The following is a 15,237-nucleotide window of genomic DNA, read 5'->3' on the forward strand; positions in this document are numbered from 1 at the left end:
TAGCGGCCCCGCCCCTATCTCAAACTGCACGTCGCCGTCCCGGCGGGCTGTAGCGTGGCCGTTGCTCCATAAAGTACGGCACGCCCTGTGAGATCAGTGCCGATGATCACCAAGAACCCGAAACCGCCCTCCCTTCACCAGTGGCCCGAAGCCGCTGAAACCCTGTTGGCCTTGATGCACGCACAAGGTGAAGTTGCGCGCCTGAGCGAACGCGAACAGCTCTTCAGTTCCCTGCTGGTCAGCGTCAATGCGGTGCTCTGGGCCCTCGATTGGAACACCCGGCAGATGCTCTACGTCAGCCCCGCCTACGAGCGGATCTTCGGCCGCTCGGCCGGCCTGCTGCTGGCCGACGCCAACGAATGGCGCAACAGCATCTACCCCGACGACCTCGACTACGCCGAACGCAGCCTGGCCCAGGTGCTGGAAACAGGGGCGGTGGAGGACCGCGAGTACCGCATCATCAGTGCCGACGGGCAGCTGCGCTGGCTCAGCGACAAATGCTTCATCAGTCGCCATTCCGAACCGGGACAGCGGCTGATCGTGGTCGGCATGGCCGAGGACATCACCGAGAAGAAAGCGCTGGAGGACGAGTTGCAGCGCCTGGCCAGCACCGATGTGCTGACCGGCAGCAGCAACCGCCGGCACTTCTTCGACAGCGCCCAGCGGGCCTTCGAAGAGGCACGGCTGGAAGGTTCGCCCCTGACATTCCTGCTGCTGGACATCGATGACTTCAAGCTGATCAATGACACCTACGGTCACCCCGAAGGCGACCTGGTGTTGCAACGGATCGCTGAAACCGGGCGCGGAGCGTTACGGGTTGGGGATTTGTTCGGGCGCATTGGCGGTGAAGAGTTCGCCGCGCTGCTGCCCGGTTGCACACCGGAAATGGCCCGGCAGATCGCCGAACGTCTGCAACGGGAAATCCAGCGCCTGAGCTTCAGCCATGATGGCAAGGGCTTTGGCGTCACCGTCAGCCAGGGCCTGGCCGGGCTGACGCCGGAGGATGAAACCCTCGACCCGCTGTTCGCCCGGGCGGACAGCGCCATGTACCAGGCCAAGCGCCAGGGCAAGAACCAGATCGTGCTGGCGTAGCGCGGCGGCGGCGCGATCGTCAGTTCTTGCGCAAACGCACCAGCTCCGGCAACCCGACCTTCAGCAAGCGGGCCGTGCGCCCCTTGGCGATCTCCTCAACGCCCTCATGGGGCGTCAGCCGCGCCAGTTGCGCCGCCAGGTTCATCACCAGGGCCTCGCGTGAGTAAACCCCGCCACCGAGCTGGTAGACCGCCGCAATCAGCTCCCGCAGCTCCAGCGGCAGGCGCCAGCGCGTGCGCAGCGCCGAACCGAAACTCGCGCCCAGGGCATGGAGCGATTCGCCGATCAGTTCGTCATCCAGCTCACCTCCCGCGCTCAGCCACTCTTGCAGACAACGCAGCAGGGCCAGGTCGCCCAGACGATGCAACAGCCCGGCGCAGTAACAACGCTCCGGATCCAGATCCAGCAAGCGGGCCAGCGAGTAGCCGTATTCGGCCGTGTGCAGCGACAAGTCCCAGTAGCGTTCGGCGTAGTCGCCCAGGGCCGCGTCACTGAGCCGGGCGCTGCGCTTGAGGGTCAGGCCGAGGATCAGGTTCATGCTCTGCGCCACACCGAGCCGTTGCAACGCCTGGGCCAGGGTCTGAACCCCACTGCCGTGATGCTGCGCCGCACTGTTGGCGGCGGCGATCAACACCGCGGTGATTTGCGGGTCGGTGCGTACGTCCTGCTCCAGCGCCTTCAGGTCGAGGTCGCCGGGATTGAGGCTGCGATTGACCGCCATCTGCACGTCCGCCATCAACGGCGCACCGTCCGATTCCCCGCGGCGGTGTTCCAGAAACTTCTCCAGGCTCATGCCCGGCCCCAGCGCCGGAACTTCGCACGAGACCGCCTGCCCGGCATCCAGCAGCAGATCCTGGAGGCGCTGGGTCAGGCTTTCCAGGCTCAGGGGCTTGGTCAGGTAGGCGGTCGGGTGCAGCGGCAGGATTTCCCGCACGCTGGCCACGTCGTTGCGCGCCCCCACCAGGATGAACGGCAGCGGCGGATTGCGTTTCTTCTGGCGCAAGCCGCGCAGCAGGCTCAGGCCGTCGACACCCGGCAGCTCCCAGTCCGCGATCACCAGGTCGAACGCTTGCTCGTTGAGCAACTCCAACGCCTCGTGGCCATCGGCACAGATTTCCAGTTGTGCATCGCAGCGCACGTTCAACAGCACCTGCTTCAGCAGATCCCGTGGCCAAGGGTCCGCCTCGGCAATCAATACACGGGGTGCAGCAGGTAAATCCACAGCAGTCATCAAGCACTCTCCGAGGGCAGTCCTGATACCTTAGTCAATGCGCGCAGGCAGATACAGCCAAAAGCCACTATTGGGACGTCATACAACAAAAAAACCCGCCGAAGCGGGTCTTTCTGTCGATCAGGTCACAACTCAGGCGAGTTCGGCGAAGCACTCTTCGATGATTGCCAGGCCCTTGTCCAGTTGCTCGTCCGGCGAGGTCAGCGGGACCAGTACGCGCAACACGTTGCCGTAGGTGCCGCAGGACAGCAGGATCAGCCCCTTGTCACGGGCCTTGGCCACGACCTGGGCCACGGCGGCCGCGTTCGGCTTGTGGCTGTCGCCGCCTTCGAACAGTTCCACGGCGATCATCGCGCCCAGGGCACGCACTTCACCGATCACTGCCGGGTGCTTGGCCTGAATCCGCTTCAGACCGGTCACCAGACGCTCGCCGACCGCTTTGCAGCGATCCAGCAGGTGCTCTTCCTCGAACACTTCCATCACGGCCAGGGCCGCGGCGCAAGCGATCGGGCTACCGGCATAGGTGCCGCCCAGGCCGCCTGGAGCGATGGCGTCCATGTATTCGGCCTTGCCGCAGACACCGGCCAGCGGGAAGCCGCCGGCGATGGATTTGGCGAAGGTGGTCAGGTCGGCGGCAACGCCCATCTGTTCCATGGCGAAGAAGGTACCGGTACGACCGGCACCGGTCTGCACTTCGTCGGCGATCAGCAGGATGCCGTGCTGGTCGCACAGGGCACGCAGGCGCTTCATGAACTCTTTTGGCGCGACGTAGAAACCGCCTTCGCCCTGGACCGGCTCGATGATGATCGCGGCGATATCACGTGGCTCGGCGTCGTTCTTGAAGATGCGCTCGATGCTGGCGATGGAGTCGTCGATGCTCACGCCGTGCAGTTCGTTCGGGTACAGCGCGCGGAAGATGCCGCCAGGCATCAGGCCCATGCCGGCCGAGTAAGGCACGACTTTACCGGTCAGGCCCAGGGTCATCATGGTGCGACCGTGGTAGGCACCGGTGAAGGCGATCACGCCGGCACGGCCAGTCGCGGCACGGGCGATTTTCACGGCGTTTTCCACAGCTTCCGAACCGGTGGTGACCAGCAGGGTTTTCTTGGCGAAATCACCCGGCACCTTGGCGTTCACTTTCTCGCACAGCTCTACGTAGGGTTCGTAGGCCAGGACCTGGAAGCAGGTGTGGGTCAGTTTGTTCAGCTGTTCGGTCACGGCGGCGATGATTTTCGGGTGCACGTGGCCGGTGTTCAGCACGGCGATACCGCCGGCGAAGTCGATGAACTCGCGACCTTCGACGTCGGTCACGGTGGCGTTCTTCGCCGACTCGGCGAAGATCGGGTGGATCTGGCCGACACCGCGGGGTACAGCGGCTTCGCGGCGTTTCATCAGGGATGCGTTGGTCTTGCTCATGGTGTCCTCATTCACCGCTCATCGGGCGGCGTGATTCAAGGATGACGCGGCAGGGAGGCACTGCACCAGCATACGATGATCGACTGGCACAGCGTTCCGGCCACACTGGAGTATCGTTTGAAACGCGACAGGGGCAGCGCTCTCGTGCCCCTCTCGCTGAACCACCTGACTGGATTACACGCCCAGGCAGAGATATTTGATTTCCAGGTAGTCTTCGATGCCGTACTTGGAGCCTTCACGGCCCAGGCCCGAAGCCTTGATGCCGCCGAACGGCGCGACTTCGTTGGAGATCAGCCCGGTGTTGACACCGACCATGCCGTATTCCAGGGCCTCGGCCACACGGAACACACGGCCCAGGTCACGGGCGTAGAAGTACGAGGCCAGGCCGAACTCGGTGTCGTTGGACATCGCGATCACTTCGGCTTCGTCTTTGAAGCGGAACAGCGGGGCCAATGGACCGAAGGTTTCTTCCTTGGCCACGGCCGCGTCCTTGGAGACGTTGACCAGGATGGTCGGCTCGAAGAAGTTGCCTTCGATGGACTTGCCGCCGGCCAGCAGGGTCGCGCCCTTGCCCAGGGCGTCGGCGATGTGTTCCTGGACCTTGGCCACGGCTTTCTCGTCGATCAGCGGGCCGGTGGTGGTGCCCTCTTCCAGGCCGTTGCCGATCTTGAGCTTGGCCACCGCCGCCTTCAGTTTCTCGGCGAAGGCGTCGTAGACCCCATCCTGGATGTACAGGCGGTTGGCGCAGACGCAGGTCTGCCCGTTGTTGCGGTACTTGGAGATGATCGCGCCTTCGACGGCCTTGTCCAGGTCCGCGTCGTCGAACACGATGAAGGGCGCGTTGCCGCCCAGTTCCAGGGAAACCTTCTTGATGTCCTTGGCGCATTCGGCCATCAGCTGGCGACCGATCTCGGTCGAGCCGGTGAAGGACAGCTTGCGCACGGTCGGGTTGCTGGTCAGTTCGCTGCCGATGTCGCCGGCGCTGCCGGTGACCACGCTGAACACGCCTTTCGGGATACCGGCACGCTGGGCCAGTTCCGCCAGGGCGAAGGCCGAGAACGGGGTTTGCGAAGCGGGCTTGAGCACCATGGTGCAACCGGCGGCCAGGGCCGGGCCGGCTTTACGGGTGATCATCGCGGCCGGGAAGTTCCACGGGGTGATGGCGGCGGTGACACCGATCGGCTGCTTGATCACGATCAGGCGCTTGTCCGGCTGGTGGCCTGGAATCACGTCACCGTAGATCCGCTTGGCTTCTTCGGCGAACCATTCGATGAAGGAGGCCGCGTAGACGATTTCGCCCTTGGCTTCGGCCAATGGCTTGCCTTGTTCGAGGGTCATCAGGCGGGCCAGGTCGTCCTGGTTCTCGATGATCAGTTCGAACCAGCGACGCAGTTTGTTCGCACGCTCTTTGGCGGTCAGTGCACGCCAGGCCGGCAGGGCCTTGTCGGCGGCTTCGATGGCACGGCGGGTTTCGGCGGTGCCCATTTTCGGCACGGTCCCGAGGATTTCGCCGGTGGCCGGGTTGTTGACCTTGATCGTCTGACCATTGTCCGCGTCGACCCAAGCCCCATCGATGAAGGCTTGCTGGCGGAACAACTGGGTGTCTTTGAGCTGCATGTAGGCTTTCCTTAACAGCACCGCGCTTGCGCGCAGCGAATTATTGATTGTAGAAAGGCGCCTTGGGGGCTGCCGTCAGGAAATTCATTCACCGGGCCGAAGCACATAAATAGCGCACATGAGATGGATGTGCGGTTCAGCACCCAGACAAGAGCGTTTGAAATCTCAAACGAATCCTAGGGCCGCCTAGGGTAAAGGACAATAGTCTGTTCGAAAAAAAGAACGAAAAAGACGCTTTTGCGGAGTTTTTCTGATCAACGTGAACGCCCGGGCCTTCGCGACGCCCTTGGAAATCGCCCAAGCCGGGATGGCGGGCCGGGGCGGTCGGCAGGTGAAAGCTCACGCAGAGAATTTCCTGACAAAACCTGAATGGACGCCCCGGGCCGACATGGGTATGATGTCGCCCGCATAAGCACCAGTAGCTCAGCTGGATAGAGTACTGCCCTCCGAAGGCAGGGGTCGTGGGTTCGAATCCCGCCTGGTGCACCATCTGCAGATAAAAATGCCCTGGATCGTTGATCCGGGGCATTTTTGTTTTCGGGCCTGGGCCGAGTCGGGTGACTGCCCTAGTCGCGGCACGCTGCCCCCCCTATTGCGCCCTGGCAAAAAACACCGTCACCAGTCCGGTGTCCCCCGACCGCTGCAACCCCGCGATGATCTTCACCAGACGCCCCTGGTTCAGGGCCTCCTTGACCGGTTTGAGCAGCGCGCGCTGACCCAGGGGCCTCAGGTCGAAATGCCGGTTGAACCAGCCATCCGTCAACTGCCGCGGGCCTCCTTGGTAGCGGGTCATGGGCACCGAGAGCTTGTCGGTCCATTTGAGCATGATGTAGTAGAGATGCTCCGAGCCAGGGTGGGTACAGAACAGGTTGACCGTATTGAAGGATTGGGATTTCGGGATCTCGGTCACGACAAAGCCATGACGACGCAAGACGCCGATCACGGCGTTCTCGCTGTTCGAGGCCAACTCGGCAATGCGCGCCGCCCCCCTGGTGTCGAAAAGCCGAGGGTCCACGGCCTGGGGCGGATCAAAGTCCAACCGGTAAAAGCTCGTTGTACCGGTCGCACGACCGATGGGAAAGTGAGTCCGCCCAAGGGACTGGGCATCGAGTTCGCGCAACAGCACATCCAGGTGCACTCCCCGTGAACTCCAGGCTTCCTGCGTGCGCTTGAGCGCTACCATCCGGGTTGCCGTGACCGACGTATGCTCCACATCGGTTCGCTCGATCAGCCGGCTGACCGTCCTCTGCAGGCTGGCCGGCGTCATGCCCTCCAGGGGTTGCGCCAGGGTCCGTTCCAGAGGCTCGCTGAACAAGGGGGCACGCACTGTCCAGGCCTGGCGGCGCTGATCAAAAGTGGCCGGTATCGGCTGCTCGTCCAGGTGCCTCCACCAAAGCTTGAAGTCGGCCTCGGCATAGGTGGACAACGGAACGGAACGCCTCAGAAAAACGATATCGGGATGGATCCCGGAACCCTCGGGAAGCAGTTCGAAATAACGATCATCGAGCTTGAGCAGCCGAACGTGTTCAGCCCCCCGCCTCACATACATCCCTCGGCTCGCCGACAACTCCAGGACCTGCTCGTTCTCCAGTGCCAATCCCCACGCCTTCCAGTCCGTGGACAACAGGGCCGGCCGGCGGGTCATCCACTCCAGTTGCAACACAGGCGCCCCCGCCACCTCGGGCAACGCAGGTGGCGTCCAGGGTTGCCACATCGCGCGACTGGGGCCCGGCTGGGGCTCGGGCGCATCGGCACGCAACAGGTATTCGCCCGGCTCGCGGATATACAGAACCAGCTCATTGTCCTGGGCAGCGGTTTTCTTCAAGCGCAAGGCATTCTCGCCCTTCGGCCGGTAGACCTCGTAGCGGTTGCTGCCATCGGTAATGAACTGCACACCGTTTTTCACATAGCTGCCGGCATTGGTCGGACCGTGCAGGGCCACCGCATCGTCCGGGGTAATCGTCGCTTCGTACCCGGGCAGCAGGGGTCTGGGCTTTGCGGCAACCTTCGTTTTCAGGGCCATCGCGCCTTTGTGAGACAGGCCCTGCCGACGATCGAGGGTCCGCAAGGCCGCGCGCGACCAGCCCCCATGACCGACCCGTAGCGGCCGGGAGACCGCACCGCCCACCTTGCCCATCGGGTAGAACGTCAGCACGGCGTCGACCAGCGTCATATGCGCCGCCTTGAAGAGTTCGAAGGCATCGCGCAGATCACCGCTGCGGTAAAGCCGGCGCAAAGCCACGGCCGTCTCATGCACATTGACCGCAATACTGACGACGGGCACCACCGACAACACCCTGAGCCAGTAGGCCGAGCGCTGTTCGCGTTCACGCAACTCGCGTAGCTGCGCCAATTGCCGAGCCGAGTTCGATAGCGTCCGGGCCCGTTGCTGCGCCCGCAGGACAAAGGCATGCGCCAGCACCAGCGACAGGTCACAGCGTTGGGTTTTCCTGAGCCGCAACCAGTGTTCGGGATTTTCCGCGATCTCGCGCCTGACCTCCTTTTCCAGCGCCGCGGAATCCGGCACCGGTTGCTCCGGCTCGCTCGTCCACCAGCTCTTGGCCACCTTGAACGTGGAATTGACCGTGGCAATCGGATCGGCCCCCAAAGGCGCCGGGCCGATTGCAAGCCCATCATCGCGCGCAGGATTCAGGAGCCTTGAACGCACCGCCTCCGGGTCTTGCTCGGCAGGATAACCCTCGATGACTTCCGCCTCCCAGCCGACCGCCAGCCTTTGCACAACGTCCGCCACCCGCTGCGGCGCTCGCCCGATATCGACCAGTGCCCGTTGCGCCGCCACCAGGTCAGTGTGCTCGGTCAGCACCTGCTCATGCGCAGCGCCCGGCAAATAGATGAGCGTTCTTGCGCAGACCTTGTCGTGGATGGCCACGGCATTGCCCACATGCCGGGCCCGGGCAAACGCCCGGCCGGCGAAGGTGACAAAGTGCAATTCGAGTTCAAGGCGCTCGTTGCGCAGGTCCGTGGCGCACTCCGCACTCAGGGCCATCTCGAACACCTCGGCGGCCCAGTCGCTCAATCCCTGTTGCCGGGCACTGAACAACTCCATTCGGGCGCGTTGCCTGACCAGCCGGTACAGCAGCGCCTGATCGAACGCCCGTAGCGGTTCGAGCCGGGGATCATCGACACCGTAAAAAGCCCGCTGGATCAGGGTGTCGTAGTGGCCGCCAAGGTCGAGTGCCGAAATCGTGCCCATCAGATAACCCGGCGTCAGTCGCTGCTGCCAGGCACGATCCAGTACCCGTCCGTGCTGCAACCGACGCTTGCTCCAGGGCGCTTGCGGGTCGAGGTTTTCCAGGGCCAGGCGCAAGAGGCTGTAGGTAGTGCGCCCCTCGCTGACCACCGTCTTCGGACCCGCCTCAGCCACCGTGCGTTCAGGATGCCCGACCCACACCCGCTCGACGCTGTCGGGCAGATCGAACAGCGGCTTGTCGATATCCAGTCCCGGATAAAAGCCGTCCTGCTTGAGCCGCTCGATGATTTTCCCACGAGCAAAGTCATCCAGATCCGGCAACTGACGCTCCAGCTTGAGCTCCAGGGCCTGCACATGTTTCTGGTAACGGGCCAGCAGTCGCGCGTACTGCCGGCGGTCCGCGCGTGATGCCTCGGACAACCAGCCGGGAAGACCCTGCGCCTGCACGGCACCGAATTGCAGGACGGCCACCTTGTCCAGCGCGCGCTCCCGGGCATCGTGACCCGGGACGCCGAGGTTCTCCTCCAACTCATGGGCCAGCATTTGCAGGGAGCTGCGGGCGTCGCCGATTTCCGAGAAGGGCCGCAAGCCACCCTCGATCAGCCGACAAACCCGAAGGTGGTCCTGGACCTGTTGCTGGAGTCCCTGCCGCAGGGCGTCCGTTTCAATGGACTGATAGTGGATGGGTATCGGTTCACCGACAGGCCGACTCCGCACCCAGCTGCGCGCTTCGCCACGCTGGTCCCGGGGGATCAGTGGCCAGAGGGTGTCGCACTCCGGACTGCGCAAGGTGATCTCCAGCCGTTGCGAGAGACTGTCGAGGCTCATGAAGCGTTGCAGCCCGCCCAGCCGGCCCGGCACAAACAGCAGCGCCGACGTGCCCGAGCGCGGATCGGCCAACGCTTGGCGGGTGCTGATGACGCAGGCCCCCGTCAGCGACCAGGGCGAGTTCGTCGGCCCCAGGGTGATGGCGGCGATCCGTGTATCACTGGCAACCCGCACCCCCACCAAAGGCGGAGGCAGCACATCGAGCACACCTTCCAACTCCTTCTGATCGATCAACCCGAGCTGATGCTGCATCTGCGCCTCGTGCAAAAGCCCCTGGCTGCGTCCTTTGAACAACTTGTCGGGAAGATCGCGGCCCTTCTGGTCCCGGGTGCTCCAGAATGCCGACTGGAAGTGCCCTTCCCGGTTCTGGAGCAAGCCCTGGACATCAGCCGCCTGCTGTCGCCAAAGCTTATGGCGCGCCAGCAGCTCGCTATAGGCCGGGGTGTCGCGCGCCGGGTCTTGCTCATCGAGCAGCTTGAGAAGGCCGCGCTCCTGCTGCCGGACCTTGCCCTGGCGCAGACGCACGGGAAGATCCGCCACCAGGCTGCCGAAAGTGATCTCGAACATTCTGCTCAGCTCGTCACGCCGAAGCAGTTGCGCGAGCGTCGTCCCGAGGGACGGCAAGCGTGTCAATGCCGTGCGCGACTCCTGCATGGCCTCCACCGCCTGCAACGGTGTCAGACGCCCGGCATCGGCCAATCCCCCGGGCAGCATGCACACCGTGTTGAGCAACAGCGCGGCGGCCCACTCGTTAGCCAATTGCGTATCCAGCCGGCTCAGGGCGCTATGGGCCAGGGCATCACCGGCGAGCGCCGCGCAAGCCTGGAAGTGGTAGGCCAGGGCCGGGCCATCCGGTTGGGGAAACAGCTGATGACGCTCTGGCAACGCCAGCAACTGCCAGAGCCGATAGTTGCCCGGTGCGTTGAACAGCTGCGCAAGCCCGCGTTGCAGCTCGGCATGGCTGGCAAACTCGAAGAACTCCTCCGACATACCGGGTACGAAAACCACCTGCCTGCCCCGCTCGGCCCTGCTGGAGTCCTGCAAGTGCAAGGCTCCGCTCAACGCCACCGTCGTCTGCGCCTTTCCCGGCCAGACCAGCTCCGAAACCGTAAGACGCCCCCACCGGCCACCGGCCAACGTCCGCGCTTCAGGGGTCGGTGCATCCAGCAAGCCCATCAGCATGTTGAACCCGGCAACGGACAACTCGTCGACGCCATAGGCCAGCAGGGCCTTGTCGTGAAACAGCAGCTTGTGCAGTTCGATCAGCCGGTCGCGCCGCGAGACGTTGCTATCGTCGGCCGGCTGATGCCAATAGCTGCGCAGGGCGCTGTCGATCCTGGAAGACAGCCCCAGGGCCTTCAGACGCCCCAGGACCTGCTCCGGGTCCAGCCGCAGGACGCTGTCCGGTTCGTCGGCAAGACTCAATCGAACCGCATGGCCCGGCTCCAGGGACAGAAACGGATTACGCAACAGCGACATGGCCACCTGCGCCAGGGTCCGCGCCGTTTGCCCGTCACCGCTGCGCAACGGCGGGGTGAACAGGAGCCGGTGCGGATCGTGGCCGAAGGTCTCGGTCAATAAGTGTTTGAGCACGGCGCCGATCTGCGGCGCCCGCTCGAAGAGCCTCTTGAGCCGGTGCTGGCTATCGAGCCCACGCACCAGCGCCGCCTGGAGCCGATTGAGCAACAGACTGGGGCGTTCCGAGGTTGCGAGACGCTCCGAGAGTTTCTCGGCCAAGCGCTTCAGCGCGGCGTCAGGGGCGGGTAAAACCGCCGTTGCGTCCTCGTTGGCCGACTCGGCGGCCTCCCTGCGAGGATCCTCTACGCGGGTGTTCATACGGTTTCCCTTGTTCCATGGAAAAAGGGAAAAGCGTAGAGCGCCACCTGGCGTGCCCGTGCATTAGATAGTTAAGGACCGCGTTCGAGTTCACTGCGCGGTGCCCATGGCATTCGGGTCAAGCCTGGAACAATCTCAGGCGCGGTCGCCTTCATCCTCCGACGACAGCCGGATGACGTGAGGATGAGCCGGCGGCGCCAGCGGCCGCGGTTGCTCCTGCGGCTCAACACGATACAGGTGTGTAAACACTTCACGCACCCCGCCCTGCTCATCGTTGTGCACGACCATCCTCGCGGACTGGCGCATCCGGGCGAACTTGTCCTCACTGAGCTTGAAGCTGCGACTCAACCCCTCATCCCCGACCACCGGCGCCGGCAAACGGCGTTGGGAGAAACTACGGCTCTTGCGCTGTTGATACCGCGCCCAGCTGACCAACACCACCGCATTCAACAGGCCGATCCACAGATAAACCTCCAGGGTATTGAGGGCATCGAAGAACGAGACATCGATTCGCGGCCCCGTATGCCCGTCGAACAACGGCCACAACCCCTGGATCAGCAGATACAACAGGCCGGTCCAGGCCAGCAGGGTCAGGATCGTGTCGACTACCACCAGGAAAGGCCGCTGGCGGGTTCTGATGATTTTCATGAGCGCACCTTCTGCTTGTCATCATCGACAGGCTTGATCCCCCGATCCGGGCTGACCCAGCGGGCTCGCTTGTTGGTCTGACCGAACAACACCCGGGGAAAGCTGACCAGGGTGGTGAAAAAGCTGATGAACCAGAACACCAGCGGATACCAGACCACCCAGAACATGATTTTCCAGAGATCTCTTTCGTAGCGGCGGTCGATCAACACGCTGACCGCAAACTGTCCCAGGCAGACCGTCGCCAGCAGCAGCCCGGTAAAGGCCGGTGGCACAATGCGATGCACGGCAATCGCGGCCGGTATCTCGATAAAATGCCCCAGGCAATAGAAAACGATCGACAACAGCAGGATGAACGACCAGCCCGTCGACAGGCAGTATTCGAACAACAGCGGCCACAGGTAACGATGGCGCCACTGCCAGATACCCCGGATGTTCTTGAACAACACTTCTGCCCCACCCTGGGCCCAGCGCAACCGCTGTTTCCACAGCCCGCGCACGGTTTCCGGCATGAGGATCCAGCACAGGGCCCGCGGCTCGTAGAAAATGCTCCAGTGGTCCAGTTGCAGCTTCCAACTGACATCGATGTCTTCGGTGATCATGTTCGGGCTCCAGTAGCCCACCCGGTCCAGCGCGGTGCGGCGGAAGGCGCAGATCACCCCGGAGATGGTGAAGATCCGCCCCAAGACCCGCTGTGTGCGCTTGATCAAGCCGATGATCGAGGAAAATTCGCCGACCTGGACCCGCCCGACCAGGGTCGAGCGGGTACGGATCCGCGGGTTGCCGGTGACGGCCCCCAGGCGCGAGTTCTGCAGCAACGGCGCCACCATGTAGGCCGCCGTGTTCGGCGCCAGCAAGGCGTCGCCGTCGATGCACAGCAAATACTCGCTGCGCGCCGCCACGGTGCCCATCCGCAAGGCCACCGCCTTGCCCTGGTTCTGCGCCAGGTGGATGACCCGCAAGCGCGGGTCCAGCAACGCCAGTTCATCCAGCAGTTGGCCGGTGTTGTCCTTGGAACCGTCATTGATGGCGATCACTTCGATGTTCGGGTAATGCTGGGCCAGTGCGGCCTCGATGGTCTCGGCGACGTTGTCCTCTTCGTTGAAGCAAGGGATCAGGATCGAGATCAGCGGTTCACCCGGCAGCGGCGGTGGCAAGGTATCGGCCTCCCAGGGCCAATGGCGCTCCCAGTGCAGCCAGAAGTACAAGCCGCCGGCGATCCACAACCCCGACATGAACAACGGGTAGAAGAACACGAAGTCCATCAGGAATTGTCCGGTGACCAGGAAAACCACGCCCAGGGGAACCCCCAGGACGAGCGCCAGGACGATCAGTGCCAGGATTCGATCCATCATGATCTAAGGATTCCAGTAGTTGGAAAGCGCGGGGCGCACAACATCGACAGCCGGGCGGCCGTCCAGAAAGTTGTCCGGGTAATAACCGAAACTGGTGGCGCCCTGGCGCTTGAGCTGGCCCATCCACTCCGCCAGCTGTTCGCCGTCAAGGTCCGCCGCGGGCTTGTGGCGCCAGTCCCGGGCCTGCAGTTCGAACACGGTGCGATCAAGGGCGCCAGGGCGTTGCTTGACCTTACCGACCAATGCCTCCAGCCAGTCACCCGAGTGCTTCTCGCTCTGCCCTTCCATCAACGGCATGGCCATGGTCGCGGTCCAGTCGTAGCTGGCCAGGAAGTCATCGAGGTTCTGGGCAAACCAGGCTTCGCTTTGCGGATCGATCACCGGTTCGGCGAACAGATTACGTGCGGTCTGGACCTGGGGCCCGCGAATCGCGCGGACCTTGGCCGTCAGTTCGTCGGTGAAGTCGACCAGGTAGCGGCTCTTGAAACGGCCCCAGCGCTGAAGGGTCGCCGGGTCGGCGCGCAAGGCGCTCATCGAGCCTGGCAGGCCGTTGGCCGCATAGGTGCGCAGCGCTTGAGGGCTGGCATCCTCGAAATCCGACAGCAGCGCATCGTCATGGTAGAGAATGCCGTCGACCGAGGACAGGCGGGCGACATCTTCGTAGATTTCGCCAATGATCCGCCGCACGTTCGGGTCGAACGGCGACAGGCGCTTGTACTGTTTCGGGTCAATCGAGGTCTGCCCGGTAGCCGGGTCCCAGCGCGTCACGCGGGGGAGTTTTTCATCCAGGGCAAAAGCAAGCACCGGCATCCAGGCGAAGACCTTGACGTGGGCGCGGGTGCGCAATTGCCAGGCGGCGCGGTCGAACAGGTCGGCGCGCACCGGCAGATGACGGTTGGGGAAGTACAGCGAGCGCGCCAGTCCGTCGCCTTCGGGATCGGCGAACGCTTGCAGGAAAACGCTATTGGCACCCATGTCCACGACGCGCTGGATCATCTTGCCCAGATTGATCTCCTGCCGGGCCGGGTCCGGGTCGTAGACATCATCCAGGTCGACATGCATCACGCGCAGCGGCGTCACGGTCTGCACCGCCACGATATTGCTGGCGAAGCTGGCGCCATCGGGGTCCGCGGCCACGAGAAAACGCGGGCTGTTCATCAGTTGATCGGGACGGACGAGGCCGTCTTCCAGGGTCAGCGCCATCGTGTAGCCCTGGTCGGCGATCACGCTCAACGCGGTGCCGTCGGCGGCGCCGTAGGGCCAGATCCAGACACGCGGCGAGTAACCGGTGGCCGCACGGATCTTCGTCGAGATGGCCGTAACGTCCTCCCGCAGACGGTTCCGGAAGTCGGCCTCGCTTTCATAACGACCGGTTGCCATGTCATAACCACGCGTCGTCGCGGCCGGTTGCATGCTGCCCTGGGGGTTGGCAACCATGCCATGGTGACCGGCGTTGGTGTGAGCGGCAATTTCCACCAGCCCGGAAGCCGCGACTTCCTTGATCTGCGCCCAGGTCAGGAACTCGGAACGCGGACGCAACTGACCGGCGAAATCCACCGGTTTGTCCGCCGGGGTATCGATCCACACGCCCACCGGCGCCAGCACGGCAGGCCATTGATAACTCCTGAGCACCGGCATCACCCGGGTATAGAAGCTCGAATAACCGTCATCGAAGGTCAACAGCACCGCCTTGGGCGGTAACTCCGGGCCGCCCTTGCGGGCCGCGAGGATCTGATCCACGCTCACCGGCCGGTAGTTGTTCTCCCGCAACCACGCAAGCTGCTGGATCAGCCGTTCGGTCCGCACGCCCACCACCGCCTGATCGGGATCACTGTCCGCGATGTCATGGTAGGTGAGAGCCAGCACCTGGTTCTTCGGCCAGGGGGCTTGATTGACCGGCACCGGCCGCTGCGCGGGTTCGACGAACACCATCGGCTTCTGGGCGCAGGCGCTGACCAGCAAGGCTCCCAGTAGCAGGATGCAACGCATCAACGTGGGCATCATCA

At 63.7% G+C, this 15,237-nt stretch carries 8 protein-coding genes and 1 tRNA gene; 2 read left to right on the forward strand and 7 right to left on the reverse strand.

Features of this window, described 5'->3' with window-relative positions; all coding sequences use genetic code 11:
• Positions 1 to 102: 102 nt before the first annotated feature.
• Positions 103 to 1,092 (forward strand): sensor domain-containing diguanylate cyclase, encoded by a 990-nt coding sequence (locus NUH87_RS16325; protein ID WP_338521676.1) that lies wholly within the window; start codon positions 103 to 105, stop codon positions 1,090 to 1,092.
• A gap of 19 nt (positions 1,093 to 1,111) precedes the next feature.
• On the opposite strand, the gene NUH87_RS16330 is transcribed toward NUH87_RS16325, so the two are convergent.
• From NUH87_RS16330 to gabD, 3 genes are all read right to left on the reverse strand, one after another.
• The gene (locus tag NUH87_RS16330) at positions 1,112 to 2,323 is read right to left on the reverse strand and encodes an HDOD domain-containing protein (protein WP_338521678.1); all 1,212 of its coding nucleotides are present in this window, start codon (positions 2,321 to 2,323) and stop codon (positions 1,112 to 1,114) included.
• Between the two features lie 132 nt (positions 2,324 to 2,455).
• Entirely contained in the window at positions 2,456 to 3,739 is a 1,284-nt protein-coding gene (gene gabT / locus NUH87_RS16335; protein ID WP_040071963.1) for a 4-aminobutyrate--2-oxoglutarate transaminase, read from the reverse strand.
• 174 nt (positions 3,740 to 3,913) lie between these two features.
• Positions 3,914 to 5,356 (reverse strand): NADP-dependent succinate-semialdehyde dehydrogenase, encoded by a 1,443-nt coding sequence (gene gabD / locus NUH87_RS16340; protein ID WP_338521681.1) that lies wholly within the window; start codon positions 5,354 to 5,356, stop codon positions 3,914 to 3,916.
• A 412-nt stretch (positions 5,357 to 5,768) separates the two neighbouring features.
• On the opposite strand from gabD, the gene NUH87_RS16345 reads away from it, so the two are divergent.
• A tRNA-Arg gene (locus tag NUH87_RS16345) sits at positions 5,769 to 5,845 on the forward strand.
• Positions 5,846 to 5,945: 100 nt separating this feature from the next.
• Here NUH87_RS16345 and NUH87_RS16350 read toward each other — a convergent pair.
• The 4 genes from NUH87_RS16350 to pgaB all read right to left on the reverse strand — a co-directional run bounded on the left by NUH87_RS16350 (position 5,946) and on the right by pgaB (position 15,232).
• Positions 5,946 to 11,231: a dermonecrotic toxin domain-containing protein gene (locus NUH87_RS16350; RefSeq protein ID WP_338521684.1), complete on the reverse strand. Its 5,286-nt coding sequence runs from the start codon at positions 11,229 to 11,231 to the stop codon at positions 5,946 to 5,948.
• 135 nt (positions 11,232 to 11,366) lie between these two features.
• Positions 11,367 to 11,879 carry a poly-beta-1,6-N-acetyl-D-glucosamine biosynthesis protein PgaD gene (gene pgaD, locus NUH87_RS16355; protein ID WP_040071958.1) on the reverse strand — a complete coding sequence of 171 codons (513 nt, stop codon included), beginning with the start codon at positions 11,877 to 11,879 and terminating at the stop codon, positions 11,367 to 11,369.
• A complete protein-coding gene (pgaC, locus tag NUH87_RS16360; protein WP_338521688.1) occupies positions 11,876 to 13,231 on the reverse strand; it encodes a poly-beta-1,6-N-acetyl-D-glucosamine synthase in 1,356 nt (451 codons plus the stop codon). The genes pgaD and pgaC overlap by 4 nt, the downstream gene beginning before the upstream one ends.
• A gap of 3 nt (positions 13,232 to 13,234) precedes the next feature.
• Entirely contained in the window at positions 13,235 to 15,232 is a 1,998-nt protein-coding gene (pgaB, locus tag NUH87_RS16365) for a poly-beta-1,6-N-acetyl-D-glucosamine N-deacetylase PgaB (RefSeq protein ID WP_338526834.1), read from the reverse strand.
• Positions 15,233 to 15,237: the final 5 nt, after the last annotated feature.

Origin of the sequence: Pseudomonas batumici (genome assembly GCF_036585405.1) — a bacterium.
GTDB classification, from domain to species: domain Bacteria; phylum Pseudomonadota; class Gammaproteobacteria; order Pseudomonadales; family Pseudomonadaceae; genus Aquipseudomonas; species Aquipseudomonas batumici.

Excerpts from the sequence above, each read along its gene's own strand:
- NUH87_RS16325 (WP_338521676.1), top strand. The coding sequence starts at position 103 with ATGATCACCAAGAACCCGAAACCGCCCTCCCTTCACCAGTGGCCCGAA.
- NUH87_RS16330 (WP_338521678.1), bottom strand. The coding sequence starts at position 2,323 with ATGACTGCTGTGGATTTACCTGCTGCACCCCGTGTATTGATTGCCGAG.
- gabT (WP_040071963.1), bottom strand. The coding sequence starts at position 3,739 with ATGAGCAAGACCAACGCATCCCTGATGAAACGCCGCGAAGCCGCTGTA.
- gabD (WP_338521681.1), bottom strand. The coding sequence starts at position 5,356 with ATGCAGCTCAAAGACACCCAGTTGTTCCGCCAGCAAGCCTTCATCGAT.
- NUH87_RS16350 (WP_338521684.1), bottom strand. The coding sequence starts at position 11,231 with ATGAACACCCGCGTAGAGGATCCTCGCAGGGAGGCCGCCGAGTCGGCC.
- pgaD (WP_040071958.1), bottom strand. The coding sequence starts at position 11,879 with ATGAAAATCATCAGAACCCGCCAGCGGCCTTTCCTGGTGGTAGTCGAC.
- pgaC (WP_338521688.1), bottom strand. The coding sequence starts at position 13,231 with ATGATGGATCGAATCCTGGCACTGATCGTCCTGGCGCTCGTCCTGGGG.
- pgaB (WP_338526834.1), bottom strand. The coding sequence starts at position 15,232 with ATGCCCACGTTGATGCGTTGCATCCTGCTACTGGGAGCCTTGCTGGTC.